Annotated in this window: 16 protein-coding genes and 1 tRNA gene; 12 read left to right on the forward strand and 5 right to left on the reverse strand. The window is 29.5% G+C overall.

What is annotated here, in order from left to right:
• The first annotated feature begins 64 nt into the window (after window positions 1-64).
• Both L1S47_RS09520 and L1S47_RS09525 read left to right on the forward strand, forming a co-directional pair.
• Complete coding sequence (locus L1S47_RS09520) at window positions 65-1,255, forward strand: exonuclease SbcCD subunit D (protein ID WP_238883351.1); 1,191 nt, start codon at window positions 65-67, stop codon at window positions 1,253-1,255.
• Window positions 1,255-4,365, forward strand: coding sequence for an AAA family ATPase (locus L1S47_RS09525; protein ID WP_238883352.1), 3,111 nt, complete (start codon window positions 1,255-1,257; stop codon window positions 4,363-4,365). Before L1S47_RS09520 ends, L1S47_RS09525 begins: the two co-directional genes overlap by 1 nt.
• A gap of 55 nt (window positions 4,366-4,420) precedes the next feature.
• On the opposite strand, the gene L1S47_RS09530 is transcribed toward L1S47_RS09525, so the two are convergent.
• A complete protein-coding gene (locus tag L1S47_RS09530) occupies window positions 4,421-5,296 on the reverse strand; it encodes a DegV family protein (protein ID WP_238883353.1) in 876 nt (291 codons plus the stop codon).
• Window positions 5,297-5,598: 302 nt separating this feature from the next.
• Between L1S47_RS09530 and L1S47_RS09535 the strand changes: the two genes are divergently transcribed.
• Together L1S47_RS09535 and L1S47_RS09540 are read left to right on the forward strand one after the other, a co-directional pair.
• Window positions 5,599-6,468 carry a sensor histidine kinase KdpD gene (locus L1S47_RS09535; protein ID WP_238883354.1) on the forward strand — a complete coding sequence of 290 codons (870 nt, stop codon included), beginning with the start codon at window positions 5,599-5,601 and terminating at the stop codon, window positions 6,466-6,468.
• Window positions 6,469-6,529: 61 nt separating this feature from the next.
• Window positions 6,530-6,606, forward strand: a tRNA-Arg gene (locus L1S47_RS09540).
• An 88-nt stretch (window positions 6,607-6,694) separates the two neighbouring features.
• Here the strand turns inward: L1S47_RS09540 and L1S47_RS09545 are convergent.
• The 4 genes from L1S47_RS09545 to L1S47_RS20595 are packed head-to-tail and all read right to left on the reverse strand — an operon-like array spanning window position 6,695 to window position 8,910.
• Window positions 6,695-7,090, reverse strand: a complete 396-nt coding sequence (locus tag L1S47_RS09545; RefSeq protein ID WP_238883355.1) for a hypothetical protein — start codon at window positions 7,088-7,090, stop codon at window positions 6,695-6,697.
• Between the two features lie 19 nt (window positions 7,091-7,109).
• A complete protein-coding gene (locus L1S47_RS09550; RefSeq protein ID WP_238883356.1) occupies window positions 7,110-7,640 on the reverse strand; it encodes a hypothetical protein in 531 nt (176 codons plus the stop codon).
• Window positions 7,641-7,663: 23 nt separating this feature from the next.
• Window positions 7,664-8,158 (reverse strand): hypothetical protein, encoded by a 495-nt coding sequence (locus L1S47_RS09555; protein ID WP_238883357.1) that lies wholly within the window; start codon window positions 8,156-8,158, stop codon window positions 7,664-7,666.
• 44 nt (window positions 8,159-8,202) lie between these two features.
• On the reverse strand, window positions 8,203-8,910 hold the full coding sequence (locus L1S47_RS20595; RefSeq protein ID WP_238883358.1) for a CPBP family intramembrane glutamic endopeptidase: 708 nt from the start codon (window positions 8,908-8,910) through the stop codon (window positions 8,203-8,205).
• A gap of 213 nt (window positions 8,911-9,123) precedes the next feature.
• Here L1S47_RS20595 and L1S47_RS09565 point away from each other — a divergent pair, with 213 nt between their 5' ends.
• The 8 genes from L1S47_RS09565 (at window position 9,124) to L1S47_RS09600 (ending at window position 15,275) form a co-directional block, all read left to right on the forward strand.
• Window positions 9,124-9,501, forward strand: coding sequence for a hypothetical protein (locus tag L1S47_RS09565; protein ID WP_238883359.1), 378 nt, complete (start codon window positions 9,124-9,126; stop codon window positions 9,499-9,501).
• Between the two features lie 36 nt (window positions 9,502-9,537).
• Entirely contained in the window at window positions 9,538-9,723 is a 186-nt protein-coding gene (locus L1S47_RS09570; RefSeq protein WP_238883360.1) for a DUF6199 family natural product biosynthesis protein, read from the forward strand.
• A 38-nt stretch (window positions 9,724-9,761) separates the two neighbouring features.
• Window positions 9,762-10,001 (forward strand): hypothetical protein, encoded by a 240-nt coding sequence (locus L1S47_RS09575; protein ID WP_202769065.1) that lies wholly within the window; start codon window positions 9,762-9,764, stop codon window positions 9,999-10,001.
• Between the two features lie 448 nt (window positions 10,002-10,449).
• Window positions 10,450-11,154: a TMEM165/GDT1 family protein gene (locus tag L1S47_RS09580; RefSeq protein WP_238883361.1), complete on the forward strand. Its 705-nt coding sequence runs from the start codon at window positions 10,450-10,452 to the stop codon at window positions 11,152-11,154.
• Between the two features lie 145 nt (window positions 11,155-11,299).
• On the forward strand, window positions 11,300-11,941 hold the full coding sequence (locus tag L1S47_RS09585; protein ID WP_238883362.1) for a response regulator transcription factor: 642 nt from the start codon (window positions 11,300-11,302) through the stop codon (window positions 11,939-11,941).
• Between the two features lie 12 nt (window positions 11,942-11,953).
• On the forward strand, window positions 11,954-13,057 hold the full coding sequence (locus tag L1S47_RS09590; RefSeq protein ID WP_238883363.1) for a sensor histidine kinase: 1,104 nt from the start codon (window positions 11,954-11,956) through the stop codon (window positions 13,055-13,057).
• Window positions 13,058-13,188: 131 nt separating this feature from the next.
• Window positions 13,189-14,124 (forward strand): ABC transporter ATP-binding protein, encoded by a 936-nt coding sequence (locus L1S47_RS09595; protein ID WP_238883364.1) that lies wholly within the window; start codon window positions 13,189-13,191, stop codon window positions 14,122-14,124.
• Window positions 14,125-14,141: 17 nt separating this feature from the next.
• Window positions 14,142-15,275, forward strand: coding sequence for an ABC transporter permease (locus tag L1S47_RS09600; RefSeq protein ID WP_238883365.1), 1,134 nt, complete (start codon window positions 14,142-14,144; stop codon window positions 15,273-15,275).
• The last annotated feature ends 1 nt before the right edge of the window (window position 15,276 follow it).

Here is a 15,276-nt window from a genome sequence, read left to right on the forward strand (position 1 = left end):
TATGTTAGAATTAAATTATAGAATTAATTATGTAAAGCTCATAATTAAGAGGAGGAATTGAAACATGAAGTTCATTCATACAGGCGATTGGCACATTGGAAAAATAGTAAATGAATTCAGTATGCTACAAGACCAAAGATTTATGCTTAATCAATTGGTAGATATAATTGAAGAGGAAAAACCATCAGCATTAATTATAGCGGGTGATTTATACGATAGATCAGTTCCACCTGCAGACGCAGTAGAGCTGTTAGATGAGATATTTAATAAAATTATAATGGATTTAAAGGTGCCTATATTAGCTATTGCAGGAAATCATGATAGTCCAGAAAGACTATCATTTGGAAGCTCATTACTTAAGGATAGTGGACTACATCTAGAGGGAATACTACAAAGCAAAATCAGGAAAGTAACCTTAAAGGATGAACATGGGAATGTAAATTTTTATCTTATGCCTTATGGAGATCCAGCCTATGTAAGAGAGTTATATGGGGATTGTGAAATAAAAACTCATGAAGATGCTGTTAAAAAGATATTAAACAATATAGAGTTAAATGAAGAAGAAAGAAATGTTTTAATAGCTCATGGCTATGTTACAAATATGAAAAATATTGAGGATGAAGATGAGAATGAATTTATGAGAGCAGGGCTTATAACATCTTCCTCAGAAAGACCTTTATCAATAGGGGGAACGGATTTAATATCAGCAGGTATATTTGAAAACTTCAATTACGTTGCGTTAGGTCATTTGCATGGGCCGCAAAAAGTAGGTTCTGATAAAATAAGATATTCAGGATCACTACTTAAGTACTCTTTCTCCGAGGTTAATCAAAGAAAGGGAGTAACTGCTGTTGAAATAGATGACAAGGGAGAAGTAAAAATAGAGTTTAAACAAGTTAGACCATTAAGGGACATGAGAATAATAAAGGGGCCAATTAAAGATCTAATTTCTCCAGAAGTATATGAAATTGGTGATAAGGAAGATTATATTCAGGCAATACTTACAGATCAAGGAGAAATATATGACCCAATATCTAAACTAAGAGCTGTATATCCGAATATAATGGCTCTAGCAAAAGAAAATAATTTTAATGAAGATTCCAGCATAACATCTGCAAAAGAAGGTTATAAAGAAAAAAATAAACTAGAACTATTTAATGAATTCTTTGAAAGTATAGAAGGAAGAAAATTAACCTCAGAACAAAGATCTTATATGGAGGTTGCATTAGATACTTTATGGAAGGAGGATAAATAATGAGGCCTTTAAAGTTAACAATAAGTGCATTTGGACCTTATGCATCAAAAGAAGTTATAGATTTTAATGTACTTGAAGGAAGAAATATATTCTTAATTACAGGTCCCACAGGGGCAGGAAAAACTACTATTTTTGATGCAATTAGCTATGCATTATATGGAGAAGCTAGTGGAACTAGTAGAACTATAGATAATTTAAGAAGTGACTTTGCAAAGGAAGAGGATATAACCTATGTTGAACTTGAATTTTCACTAAGGGGAAAAGTTTACTATGTTAAGAGAGTTCCTGTTCAACCTAAAAAGAGAACTACTTCTGCTGAACTTATTTATCCTGATGGTTCCATAGTAACTGGAGCAACAAATGTAACCAAAGAAGTAATAGAATTAATAAGAATAGATAAAAATCAATTCAGACAAATAGTAATGCTTCCTCAGGGAGAATTTAGGAAGCTACTAGAATCAGAATCAAAAGAAAGAGAAAAGATTTTTAGAGAAATATTTGGTACAGAGGAGTTTAATAGAATTCAGTTTCTATTAAATATAAAGAAAAAAGAACTAGAGGAAGAATTAAAAGCTATAAATGAAAGAAGAGCAACTAACCTTAGAAATATAAATCCAGGTGAAGACACTTTCTTAAAGGAAAAAATTAAAGAAAAAGAACTTAATATAACTGAAGTATTAGGTTTATTAGATACATTGTTAGTGCTGGATAAAGAAAGCTTAGAAAAAATATCCCAAGATAAAAATAACATTAATGAAAAGCTTAATAACTTAAGAGAAAAATATATTAAAGCTCAAGAAAGAAATTTAAAGTTACAAGAGAAAGAAAATCTTATAAAAGAAAAAGAAGTTCTAGAAAATCAAAAAGAAGAAATAGTAAGTATAGAAAAGAAAGTATCCCTAGCTAAAAAAGCACTTGAAGTAAGTTTCATAGAGAAAGATAGGAATCAAAAGAAAGAAAAATTAGCTAAGTTAAAGGAAGAACTTATTTTAAATACCAATAGAGTTAAGGACGGAGAAATAGAATTAACCAATGCAACAAAAGTTCTAGAAATAGAAGAAAAGAAGGAAGACAATAAGAAAGTAATACAAGAAAAAGTAGCTAATCTTAATTCTATTAAGGAAAAGATAGTTGCTTATGGAGAGAAAAAGAAGGAGCTTCAAAGTCTTAATATAAATTTAGTAAAAGAAAAAGAAGAGAATGAAGCATTAAAAAAGAAGCTAGATTTAAATAACGCAGAGATTCTTAAAATAGATGAAGAGCTTAAGGAAGCATTAAAAGCTGAAACCTTAAAAGAGAGATTAGAAAGTAAGTATAGAGAAATAAATAACTCACTAAAAGAAGTTAGAGAGTTATATTCAGCAGAGGATAAAGTAACTAAACTATTAGAAGACCACAATATACTAGCTAAGGAGTATTCTAAAGTTGAGGAAGAATATAAAATATCTAAAAATAGATATGAAATGCTAGATGAAGCCTACAAGAAGGGCCAAGCTGGACTATTAGCTAGTGTATTAATTGAAGGAGAACCATGCCCAGTATGTGGGTCTACTGACCATCCTAAAAAAGCAATTATACATGAAGGGGTTCCATCTGAAAAGGAGCTCAAAGAGTCAAAGGAAAGCTTAGAATTAATTAATAATAGGCTAAAAGAAAAGCTAAATAAAACAACTGTTGTATTTACATCAATAAAAGAGCAAAGAGAAAATATTGAAGGTAAAAAACAAAATCTAAAAGCTTTATTTAAAGATGATATATGGAACTTAGAGGGGACAGAGGCACTAAAAGAAATTGCTGTTATAGGTAAGGAGTTAGCTAAAGAAGCTAAGGAATTAGAAGAAAAACTTAAAGAAATTAAGCTTAAGATTTCAAATAAAGAAAAGTTAGAAAAGGATCAAATACTATTAGCTGAAGAAGTTGAGAAGCTAAAGAAACAACAAGGGGAAAGAGAAAGTATAATATTAAATCTATTTGGAAGGATTCAAGGAGAAGAGAAATTAGTTAAATCCATTGAAGAAGAAATTCCAGAAGAATTAAGATCCTTAGAGAGTTTAAATAAAAGTATTAATGGGCTAAATATTGAGATAGATAATATAGATAAAGAAATTAAGTCAGCAAGAGAAAAGGTGACTTCCTTAAAGGCTAAATTGTCAGCTGCGAATGAGGCTTTAGTATTAAAACAAAAGCAAATAGAGGATACAGAGAAAGAACTAAAGGAAGTAATTAGTGAATTTGAAAATAAACTTAAGGAAAATAGATTTTTATCTGAAGAGGAATATAGAGAATGTTTTATAGCAGAAGAAACTATAAATTCACTAGAAGAAAAAATAAAAGTTTATTATCAGAACATGAAATCCTTAAGTGATAGATTAAATAAAAATATTGAAGAATGTAAAGGCCTAAAGCTTGAAGATTTAGAGATCTTAAACAACATTATTGAAGGAGAAAAAAAGGTACAAGAAGATATATTTAATAATGAAAAAGAATTATATACAAGAATATCAAATAATGAGGCTATATTAGAAAGAGTAAAAGCAATTAATCTACAGTGTGAAAAGGAAGAAAGTAAGTATAACATTGTAGGAGAGATAGCAAGAGTAGCAAATGGAGATAATAGTCAAAGAATCACCTTTGAGAGATATGTCCTTGCAGCATATTTTGATGACATAATAAAAGCGTCTAACTTAAGACTTACCAAGATGACTGGAGACAGGTATTTACTTAAGAGAAAAGAAGAAAAGGGTAAGGGAAGAAAGCAGGAAGGCTTAGAGCTTGAGGTGTTTGATAATTACACTGGAAAAGCACGTCATGTAAAGACTTTATCAGGAGGAGAAAGCTTTAAGGCTTCATTATCATTAGCATTAGGCTTAGCAGATGTGGTGCAAAGCTATGCTGGAGGGGTAACGGTAGATACTATGTTTGTAGATGAAGGATTTGGAACATTAGATCCTGAATCATTAGATAATGCAATAAACTGTTTAATAGAACTTCAGAATAATGGAAGATTAGTAGGAATAATATCTCACGTACCAGAACTAAAAGAGAGAATAGATGCTAGATTAGAGATAACACCTGCTAAGGAAGGTAGTAAGGCTGGGTTTAAGATTTAAATATTTAATATAAAAAAATCCCTTTAGTTCAAAACTAGAGGGATTTTTTATGATATTAAGGCTCTCTATGTTCACCTAAGAAGAATAATGCTAGAGTTCCAGCACCTGTATGACTTCCTATTACTGTTCCAATATAATTTATTATTACTTTTTTTACATTAAAAATTTCTTTTATAGACTTAGCTAAAGCTTCAGCATCTTCAGGGCAATCAGAATGAGTTACCATGATTGTTTGATCTTCTGGATTAACAATATTTTTTTTCATATTATCTAATAAGTGAGCAGTAGCTTTTTTCCTACCTTTAGCCTTAGCAAAAGGAACAAGGGACCCCGCATCATTAATATACATAATAGGTTTAATATTTAATATTCCACCTACAACTGCAGTTGTTGAGGATATTCTTCCACCTCTTTTTAAGTGGTTTAAATCATCAACAAAGAAGAAATGATTAACCTTAGGTATAGTAGCTTCTATCCAAGAGACCAATTCTTCCTTTGAACATCCTTCTTGTCTTTTCTTAGCAGCTAAGTAAACTAAAAGACCTTCACCACCAGAGGCAGCTTTGGAGTCAATTAAGGTTATATCTGCATCAGGATATTCTTCTAATACTTCGTTTCTTGCCATAACTGAGCTATTAAAAGTTCCGCTTAAGGCAGAGGAGAAGCCTATATATATAATTCCTTTTCCTTCTTTAACATGTTTAGTAAATTCTTCTGCGAATCTATATGAGTTAATTTGCCCAGTTGTTGGTTGTTCCAAATTTCTTATACCATCATAGAAGTCTTTGTATTTTAATGTTATACCGCCATCGTCTACATACTCTTTTCCTTTAAATAAGCAAACTAATCCAAGTGATGTGACTTCAATTTCATTAAGTAAATCTGCTGATAAATCACTAGGTGAATCAGTTATGATAACATAATCTTTCATATCTACTCTCCTTTAATATATAGGATTTTAGCTTATAAACCTAATATATACTTTTTAGTAAAGTATATGTATAAAATATAAACTTAGGATAATACTTTTATAATATCAATTTAATTCTAATGTATTAGAATTAATTATTCAATGCACTAATTTTAATGAAAAGCTTTAACTGCATATATTTTATAAATAAAGGGAATAATTTAGAAGGTACAAATATATGGACAAATTTTCCAATTTACTGTAAAATTGTAAGGGGAGAAAATTATATAAAGTGTATGCACTATGATAGAGGAGTATATGCCATGGTTGAATTAAGGGAAGAGACTAATTTTTATGAGATTTTGGGAAATACCTTAACTGATTATGAAAAGAAAGTAAACTTGTGCAAGGATCTTCAAGGGGTAAGAGAAGATTTTATTTTAAATATAGCACATGACCTAAGAACTCACTTAAATGTAGTTTTAAGTGTTATTCAGTTACTTAAAATTAAGCATAAATCAGTAAATGAAGGTGACAAAAAGTGGGAAGAGTATACACAAACTATTACAAAGAGTTGTTACAAGATGTTAAAGCTTGTGAATAATCTTATTGATGTGACGAAATTAGAAAATGACTATTTCATATGTAATAAGGAAAATCTAGATATCATATGTTTAGTAGAGAATATAGTTAATTCTGTTAACGAATATGCTAAATGTAAAAATATATCTATAATTTTCGATACAAATGAAGAGGAATGCAAAATGTCAGTAGACCCTGAAGTTATTGACAGAATAGTTATGAATCTACTTTCAAATGCAATTAAGTTTTCTCCAAAAAATTCAGAAATTCTAGTTAATCTAACTGTTAGTGAGGAAGAGGTAAAGATAGAGTTTAAGGATCAAGGGCCTGGAATTCCAAAAGAAGAAATGGAGTTAATATTTAATAGATTCCACAAGGTTGTAAAAAATATTACTTCAGAGTATGAGGGAAATGGAATTGGACTAAATTTAGTATATAATTTAGTAAAAACTCACAATGGAAATATATCTGTATATAATAATACAGATAAGGGATGTAACTTTGTAGTAACATTACCTAGGTGCATTGACGAAGAATGCGGATGCAGCAGAAAAATAAAAGCAAATACTAAGGTGCAAGTATTAGAAATCGAATTTTCAGATATTTACTAGCTTCATGTATTGACTTTATAAAATTATATATGATATTATAAAACTTGTGAATTAAATATTTGCGGCGATAGCTCAGCTGGATAGAGCATTTGACTACGGATCAAAGGGTCGGGAGTTCGAATCTTCTTCGCCGCACCAAAACCAAAGGTGGTTAGGCTTGCAAAGGGGTGCTTGTTTATCCACTTTTTTATTTTGGATAAATATGGCTTTTGCAGGCCTTTTTTTGTTATTTTGTTGTTGAATCTAATTTTTTAAATTGTTTAATATCATCATCATTAAAATCATTTATATCTAGAGACTGTTTTATGTCACCTGTTTTACTATCAACTTTTGTATATCCTTTTTTTCCAACAACATAACCAATACCGGAAGTGATTTTATAATCATATACTCTAGGTTCAATAGTATGTGATTCAGAAAGAACATCTGTTGACTCATCATCCAGAAGTACATATTTATTACCATTTTCATCATATCCTCGTGAAAATTGAAATCTACCGTCTCCAATATATTTAAGAACATCTTTCCCATCTACAGGATATTTAGTTTGACAGCCTATAAGTGCTGAAATAGAAAATAATATAATAAGTAATAAGAATAAAAATCGGTTGCTTTTTTTCATTTAAAATCCTCCAAAAAGGCTAGTCCCATATAGCATTTAATATGTCTAGTAACTTATCACCAGGTAGTAATGGACCAACAGGACCGTATCCATCACCTTCAAATGACATTTCATTACTAAGAGTATCATTTTTATCTAAATTAAAGTAAAGCTTGGTATAAGTGAAGGTCTCCTTTTCACCATTGTCTTTAGTGTATTCAAAGGTGTGTTTTTCAGGATAATCAAGTTCTAGAAGAATACCTTTCTTTTTTAAATCATCATTTAGCATAAAAATACTTGAGTATGAACCTTTAATTCCTTTAGCTCGTGCGTTAAGTTCATTAACTAGTGCATTAAATTTATTATCATCTTTTGTAAATGTGGTTGTATTACCTTTACCATAATAAATTATGCTTTCGGGTATAGCTAAACTATGGGTATCTTCATTAGTCTTATTTTCACTAGAATTAGTAGATGTATTTGTAGTATTAGGCTTTTGTGATGAGCAAGCAGCAAATAATGATATAGAAAAAGTCAAAACTAACAGTAGTAGTGCAAAGCGTTTATTCAAAAAATCCACCCCTTCAATTTTATTTAAAGTTTGAAGTATTCTTTAGCCCTGTCATAAAGTTTAGTGTCATATGAAAAGTTATAATTACTTGATTTAAATTTGTTTCTAACTCTTATGGGAAACTTCCTCATAGAATCTGAACCTGCTGCTTCAGTGGATATATAAAAATCCTTTAAGGCATAGGTATTATTTTCTTTCTTTAGATGAAGGACAGCGGGATCTATAGTTCCAGTTCCATTTTTTATTTTATTAGAATCAACATAAAGTTCTTGGCTGTAAAGCCATAGATAAACATTTACTTCACCATATTTTTCTTCAGATGTAACAATAGAATAATCACAAAATACTTTACCACCAAAAGACTTTACACCTGCAGCAGGTTCTACGTTATTTTTAACTATATTTTCTATAACATTACTAGGTACATTAACTGTATTTAAGGAATTATTATAGATTATCAAAGATGTTATAATTACTAAAATAAATAAAGATGAAATTATTAAAGGATGTTTTTTCATTAAAGGAATCTCCTTTTTATTGTTTACAGTATTAGCTATACTACTTAAATTTTAGTACTCAACAGCAAATCTTTTAAAAAGTGTGTAATAGTTGAAGCAAATATAGAATTTGATTTAGCACAAATAAAAGTATAGTAAAAGTGGCTAATACAATAAGTTGCAGATTGAATTATTAGTGAAGTAACTAAAAATCTGTCTATATTTGGAAATGGTATATATTGACACAAGTGAATTAATGCAAACATTAGGGATACTAAGAAAATTGATAGAAATTTATTTTTAATAAGACAACTAATTCTACTTTGTAGATATCCTCTAAATATTATTTCCTCAACTAAAGCTACTTGTACAAGAAGAATAAAAGTATCTATAATCAAGGTTAAGTTAAAATTTATACTATATTTAAGCCTAAAACAAAAGGTATATATGAAAATAATAGGTATAAAAAACAAAATACCTTTAATGCAATCCATTAATATATTAGAAAAGTTTATTCCAACGCTTTTTAATGAATTATTAAACTTTTTTAATAAGATGTATAGAGGTATTAATTCAAAAAATACCATTATAAAACCTATAGTCAACTTAAATATAACCTTATTTAAGCCTACTAAAAGAAATGAGCTTGAATTAAGAACATATTTAATGATATGCCAATATACTAGAACTAAAAATATTAAGTAAATATAGTAACATATAGCTAGTATACTTTCATTTTTCGAGTATTTTGGAAAAGACAAATAATCTTTCACATAATCCCCCCCCTCTAAAATAATAACAGAATTATTATTGTTAATAGTAACATAAAAGTAAAAATTTTACTAAAGTTATTTTACATATATGAATTTTAATAAAATTAGACTGATTAGATAACAATGTTAGGAAAAAATGTTTATATAATGTTATTATGTGCTACACAATTATGATATAATTTCCATAATAGGTAAAATGTTGAGAGGTGCTAAATGAGAAGAGAACCCCTTAGTCAAGAAGAAAACTTAGATATATTTACGGAGATGCTGAAAGAACCATCCTTAAGTAGAATAAATATAAGTAAAGTAACCATAGGATTAGTATTAATAATTTTAAGCCCAGCACTTGGAGCTTTGCTTTTTTCAGTTTACCTTGGTTTTGCAGGCTATACTATATCTACAGATATGGGAGTATCAGTTTTTATGTTCAGTTGTATATTAGCAGTTGCTTTATTTGGACTAGCTTTAGTATTAGTCGGAATTAGTGAAAAACAAAGCCAAAAGGCAGAGTTAAGGGATATCCTTGATGAAAATAGAGATAAGACTCAGAAGTCTGTAAATCATGAAGAAATTAAGGGAAAAGAGGAATAGCTTATTTAGTCAATAATTTTATAATGGGGGTAAAGTATGATCTTTATAAAAGTTATCGTTAGTATAATTTTAATTATTGGAGTAATTAATCCTAGACTTTCGTGGAAGATATCTGAAGGATGGAAGTTTAGAGATGTGGAGCCGAGTACATTGTATCTTATTATGACTAGAGTTATGTCCGTAGTAATGTTGATTGTAGTATGGCTAGCAATTCCTAATTAAGAAATTATATTACATTGATTGGAAGTGGGGTATAAAGAATGGGTGAAATAGATAAAAGGAATAAGTTAGATGAAGAACCTTTTAATTTTAATATTTCAAAGGATAATAAAGTATTTATATATTGGAGTGGAAAATTAATTAAGATTCTAAAAGGTAAAGAAAGTGAGAAATTTCTACAAAGAATAAAGAATGTTGACACTAAGGAAGCTCAATTAATCATGGCAAAGGTAACAGGTAACTTTAAACATGGCAATGAAAAATATAATAAAAAAATGTAATATTATACACTAATTTGCGATATTTTATATTTGAAAAACTAAAAAGTGCAGTGCTATAATTTTATATGACATTAGAATTTACTGCAGAGAAAATGGGAGAAATTTATATTTAATCAGATTTACAAAGGTGAATAAGTTTGCAAAGGGGGCTTACTTATTCACTTTTCGCGTTTGAAAATACTTATTGTATATATATATAATTTATGATAATATTTTATAGATGTTAAGAGGGAGTAACTGCCTTTTTTGGTGATAAAGTCAACATACTGACCTTTGGTCTGGCTTTATCGTGGCTTATTTTAGTCAAGTGAGACTTTTAGCACAATGGTTTTATTATTAGAATTAAAGACCTTTATATTAATTTACAGGTTTTTAATTCTAGTAATGAGATTTCGTTGTGTTAGAGGTCTTTTTTATTTTTAAATTTTAAGTTAAGAGGAGGACAAAAATGGCGGAGTTTATTAAGGCTTTGTTTTTAGTTGTAGTTGCAGAAATGGGAGATAAAACTCAATTACTTGCAATGGCTATGGCTAGCAAATACAAAGTAAAGCAAGTAATGATAGGAGTTTTAGTTGCTACTGTATTTAATCATGCCCTTGCAGTAGCAGTAGGAAGTTACATAGGTTCATTAATACCTATGGGAATAATTAAGATGGTTGCAGCTATATCGTTTTTGATATTTGGTCTTTGGACACTAAGAGGAGATAAAATAGATGAAGATGATGATAAAAAGCGTAAGTTTGGCCCAATTGTAACAGTTGCAATAGCATTTTTCTTAGCAGAAATGGGAGATAAGACTCAGTTAATGACAATAGCTATAGCAGCAGATAACAGCAATCCATTAGTTATATTAATGGGAACAACAACAGGTATGTTAATTGCTGATGGTATAGGTATTATTGGTGGAGCATGGATGTGCAGACATATACCTGAAGTATATATAAAATGGGTTGCAGGAGTTATATTTATGTTCTTCGGAACCTTAACCTTATATAACATAGCACCTATATGGATGATCAGCCCACTATATATAATTCTGTATTTCTTATTACTAGGAGTATTTATTTATATATTTGGAGTAAAGCTTGCATATCATGGACAAGCGTGTGATATAGTATTAGCAAATGAAAATTCAGAAGGTGAAGTAGGCTAAAGAATATGCCTAATTTGATACATAAAAGCCCTATTATTAGGGCTTTTATTATTTTAGGCAAGAAAATATTATAGCTTCTTATAGAAAAATCCAGAATAGTAAAATATAATTAATGATAATAAGATGGATAAGAGAGGCGTAAGCTATGAAAATAAAGATAATAATAGCAGATGATAACTCCTTTATAAGAGAAGGAATGAAAATAATTTTAAATACCTATGAAGAATTTGATGTAGTAGAGACGCTAAATGACGGTAAAGAAGCACTAGACTACTGCATTAATAACCAAGTGGATATTGCTATACTAGATGTTAGAATGCCTAATATGAATGGTGTAGAGGCAACAAAACTAATTACTGAAAAGACTAAAACAAAACCATTAATATTAACAACCTTTGATGATGATGAGTATATACTTGAAGCTATAAAAAATGGAGCTAAAGGGTATCTACTTAAAAATAATGAGCCAGAAAGAATCAAGGATGCCATAATAAGTGTTTATAATGGAAACAATGTTATGCAGGATGTAGTTCTTGATAAGATAAAAGAAAATTTAAAAGAGGATAAAAATGAAAAAGAAGGAAAAATAGATAGAAGTTTGTTTACAGAAAGAGAGCTGGATGTTATGAGTTTAATTGCAAAAGGAAACTCAAACAAAGAGATATCAAAAGCGTTATTTATATCCGAAGGTACAGTAGCAAACTATATAACCTCTATACTTAATAAAACTTCTCTAGAACATAGAACTCAGATAGCTATATATTATTTAAAAGGTAAGCTAGAATAGTATGGTGCAGTAATGGAGAAGTGGATTATAGTTAATAAATTTATTGTTACCTTATATATTATTATAGAGCATATTAATACTGGTAAAGAAAACAGAGCATTAGTAGTATTGTGGCTCCTCATATATTGTTCTATTAATAGTAGCATCTATATAATAAAACCAGAAAAATATAAAAAAGTGTTTATCGGGCTTTCTATGATATTTATCATTCTTGGATATATGTATATAAATCCTCTATTTATGGTGTTCTTACCTATAAATATATATGAATTATTAGATTATTATGTAGAGAAAAGAATCTTCTCATTAGCAGTAGCCTTAGTTCCGGGATTGTTTTTAGATAAACCGGTAGTGTCTATATATGTCCTTATACTAGGATTTAGCTTTGTTGTTTTTACAATGTCAAGAAATTACACAAGTAGATTAGATAGTTTAGAAAATCAGGCAGATAGTATGAGAAAAGATATGCATAGATTAACGAAGAACTTTAATGAAAACAAGGAATATCTGAGGCAATCAGAATATACGTTTAAGCTTGAGGAGAGAAATAGATTATCCCAGGAAATACATGATAAGATAGGACATTCTATGACTGGGGCTTTAATTCAAATGGAGGCTGCTAAGTCATTAATAGATAGGGATAAGGAAAAGGCAAAAGAACTCTTAACTAATTCAATAAATATATCTAAAGAGGGAATAGAGGATATTAGAATTACCCTCAAAAATTTAAAGCCACCAAAAGAGCAGATAGGAATAAATAGACTTAAACTTATGATAGATGAATTTATTGAGAAAAGTAGAATTAAAACTACATTAATATACAAAGGTGATATTGATAAAATATCCTATATTCAGTGGAAGATAATAATTGAAAATATATCTGAAGCTCTGACAAATTCTATGAAATATTCTAATGCAGATAATATTTTAGTTAATATTGAAGTATTAAATAAATTCATAAAAGCAGAGGTAAAAGATAATGGAGAGGGATCAGCTCTTATTAAAAAGGGGCTAGGGATAGTTGGCATGGAAGAGAGAACTGCAACTATTGATGGTAAGATAATTGTTGATGGAAGTAATGGGTTTTCTGTAACAACGCTACTACCAATAAAATAGACCATGTAAAATCTCATATATAAAAAGTGAATATTATCATGTATGAAAGGTGAACTTATATACTAAATAAGTCCACCTTTTTTCTATATAATAAACTCATAAGTTAAAGAAATGAATTTAGAGGTGATTAAATGAAAGCGTTAGAAATTAAAAATCTTACAAAGAAATATGGAGATTTTATTGCAGTAGATAATATGTCATTAACAGTAGAAGAAGGAGAGATATTTGGTTTTCTTGGTTCAAATGGAGCAGGAAAAAGTACAACTATAAATATGATATCTGGGCTTTTAAGAAGTAATGAAGGAAGCATAAGTATACTTGGAAAAGATATTAAAAAGAATAGTAGATTTACAAAAATGAACTTAGGGATAGTTCCTCAAGATATAGCGATATATGAAGATTTAACTGCTTATGAGAATGTAAAATTCTTTGCAGGATTATATGGCTTAAGAGGGGAAAGTCTTAGGGCAAAGTCAGAAGAGGCACTAAAATTTGTTGGACTTTCAGATAAGATGAAGGAATATCCAAAGAACTTCTCTGGTGGTATGAAAAGAAGATTAAATATAGCTTGTGCTATAGCTCATAAGCCTAAACTTATAATAATGGATGAACCTACAGTTGGGATAGATCCTCAATCAAGAAACTACATCCTTGAATCAGTTAAGGAATTAAATAGAATGGGCTGCACAATAATTTATACAAGCCACTATATGGAGGAAGTTGAGGAAATCTGCTCAAGAATTGCTATAGTTGACCATGGAAAAATAATTGCAGATGGAACAAAGGAAGAATTAAAACTTATAGTAACTGATACAAGTGAGCATTTAATTAAAGTTAAATCTACAGATAAATTAAGCAAGGAAGAAATAAAAAAGATAAACGGAGTAAAGGCAGTAACAATTGAAGAGGATTCAGTAACGATTAACTCAGAAGTTGAAGTTAATAATTTAAATAAGATAATTCAATATTTTATAAATAATGATATAGAAATAAGGGATGTTGAAACCAAAACACCTAATTTAGAAACTGTATTTCTAACTTTAACAGGAAGAACATTAAGAGATTAATATAGGAGGAATAATAAGTGAATATAATAAATTTTGCTATTAATGAGATAAAATCTACATTAAGAGATACAAGAACACTTACCTTTATGCTGGCTTTTCCAATAATATTAATCTTAATATTAGGTACAGCTCTATCTGGAGCTTTTAGCAGTGATAATGCAGTATCACTAGATAAGATAAGTATAATATATAAAGACAATAGTACAGGAGAATTTTCTAAGTACTTTGGAGAATTTGTAAAACAAGCTGAAAGGGAAGGAATAAAGTTTGAACAGGTTAATGATGAGGTAGAAGCTAAAGATAAGGTAGAAAAACGAAAATATCAAGGATTTATTGAAGTAAGTAACGATAGTGTTAAATTATATGAAAATGATAGAACTTCAATAGAGGGTAATATCGTAGAAGCAATGTTAAAAGGTTTTATAGATAAATATAAATTAGTTTCTGAAGTGGTAAAAGTTAAACCGCAGGGGGTTGGAGTAGTAGTTAATGATAATAGTGAAGGAAGCTATATTAAAGAGTCTTCATTAAACTCAAAAGGTGCCCCAGGAGCTATAGATTATTACTCTATAGCTATGACAACTATGATAGCTCTATATGGAGCAATCTCAGCTTGTTTCTTAATAAGAGGAGAGAGAATGAATAAAACAGATACTAGACTTATTGCAGCACCAGTAAGAAAAAGCGAGATATTAATTGGGAAAGTTCTTGGAGGGATAGTATCTAATTTACTTTGTGTGCTTGTAGTTATGCTAGTAAGTAAATATGCCTTTAAGGCAAATTGGGGCTCAAATATAGGACTCGTGGTATTAGTTCTTTTAACTGAAGTTATATTAGCAACTAGCTTTGGACTTGGAATAAGTTATATAACTAAAAAACCAGAAACACCTAGAGCAATTGTCATGCTAGTAGTACAAGTAGCTTCATTCTTGGGAGGTGCATATTTCCCAATTACATCGGAAAATAGCACTGGAATTTTAAGCTTTTTAGTGAAGTTATCTCCACTTTCTTGGAATAACCAAGCAATAAATAAATTAATATATACCGCAGATAATTATGCAGTTATACCAGCGATAGTTATAAATATGGCAGTAGCGTGTTTGTTTTTAGTAATCTCAGGAGTAATAGCAGGAAGAAGGGAGGCTCTTTAAG

The sequence above is a fragment of the Clostridium sp. YIM B02551 genome, assembly GCF_022324735.1.
GTDB lineage: Bacteria > Bacillota > Clostridia > Clostridiales > Clostridiaceae > Clostridium_T > Clostridium_T paridis.

Coding starts and splice junctions, on each gene's coding strand:
- L1S47_RS09570 (WP_238883360.1), top strand. CDS start 9,538: ATGATCTTTATAAAAGTTATCGTTAGTATAATTTTAATTATTGGAGTA.
- L1S47_RS09585 (WP_238883362.1), top strand. CDS start 11,300: ATGAAAATAAAGATAATAATAGCAGATGATAACTCCTTTATAAGAGAA.
- L1S47_RS09520 (WP_238883351.1), top strand. CDS start 65: ATGAAGTTCATTCATACAGGCGATTGGCACATTGGAAAAATAGTAAAT.
- L1S47_RS09590 (WP_238883363.1), top strand. CDS start 11,954: ATGGAGAAGTGGATTATAGTTAATAAATTTATTGTTACCTTATATATT.
- L1S47_RS09595 (WP_238883364.1), top strand. CDS start 13,189: ATGAAAGCGTTAGAAATTAAAAATCTTACAAAGAAATATGGAGATTTT.
- L1S47_RS09535 (WP_238883354.1), top strand. CDS start 5,599: ATGGTTGAATTAAGGGAAGAGACTAATTTTTATGAGATTTTGGGAAAT.
- L1S47_RS09545 (WP_238883355.1), bottom strand. CDS start 7,090: ATGAAAAAAAGCAACCGATTTTTATTCTTATTACTTATTATATTATTT.
- L1S47_RS09580 (WP_238883361.1), top strand. CDS start 10,450: ATGGCGGAGTTTATTAAGGCTTTGTTTTTAGTTGTAGTTGCAGAAATG.
- L1S47_RS09530 (WP_238883353.1), bottom strand. CDS start 5,296: ATGAAAGATTATGTTATCATAACTGATTCACCTAGTGATTTATCAGCA.
- L1S47_RS09555 (WP_238883357.1), bottom strand. CDS start 8,158: ATGAAAAAACATCCTTTAATAATTTCATCTTTATTTATTTTAGTAATT.
- L1S47_RS09575 (WP_202769065.1), top strand. CDS start 9,762: ATGGGTGAAATAGATAAAAGGAATAAGTTAGATGAAGAACCTTTTAAT.
- L1S47_RS09525 (WP_238883352.1), top strand. CDS start 1,255: ATGAGGCCTTTAAAGTTAACAATAAGTGCATTTGGACCTTATGCATCA.
- L1S47_RS09565 (WP_238883359.1), top strand. CDS start 9,124: ATGAGAAGAGAACCCCTTAGTCAAGAAGAAAACTTAGATATATTTACG.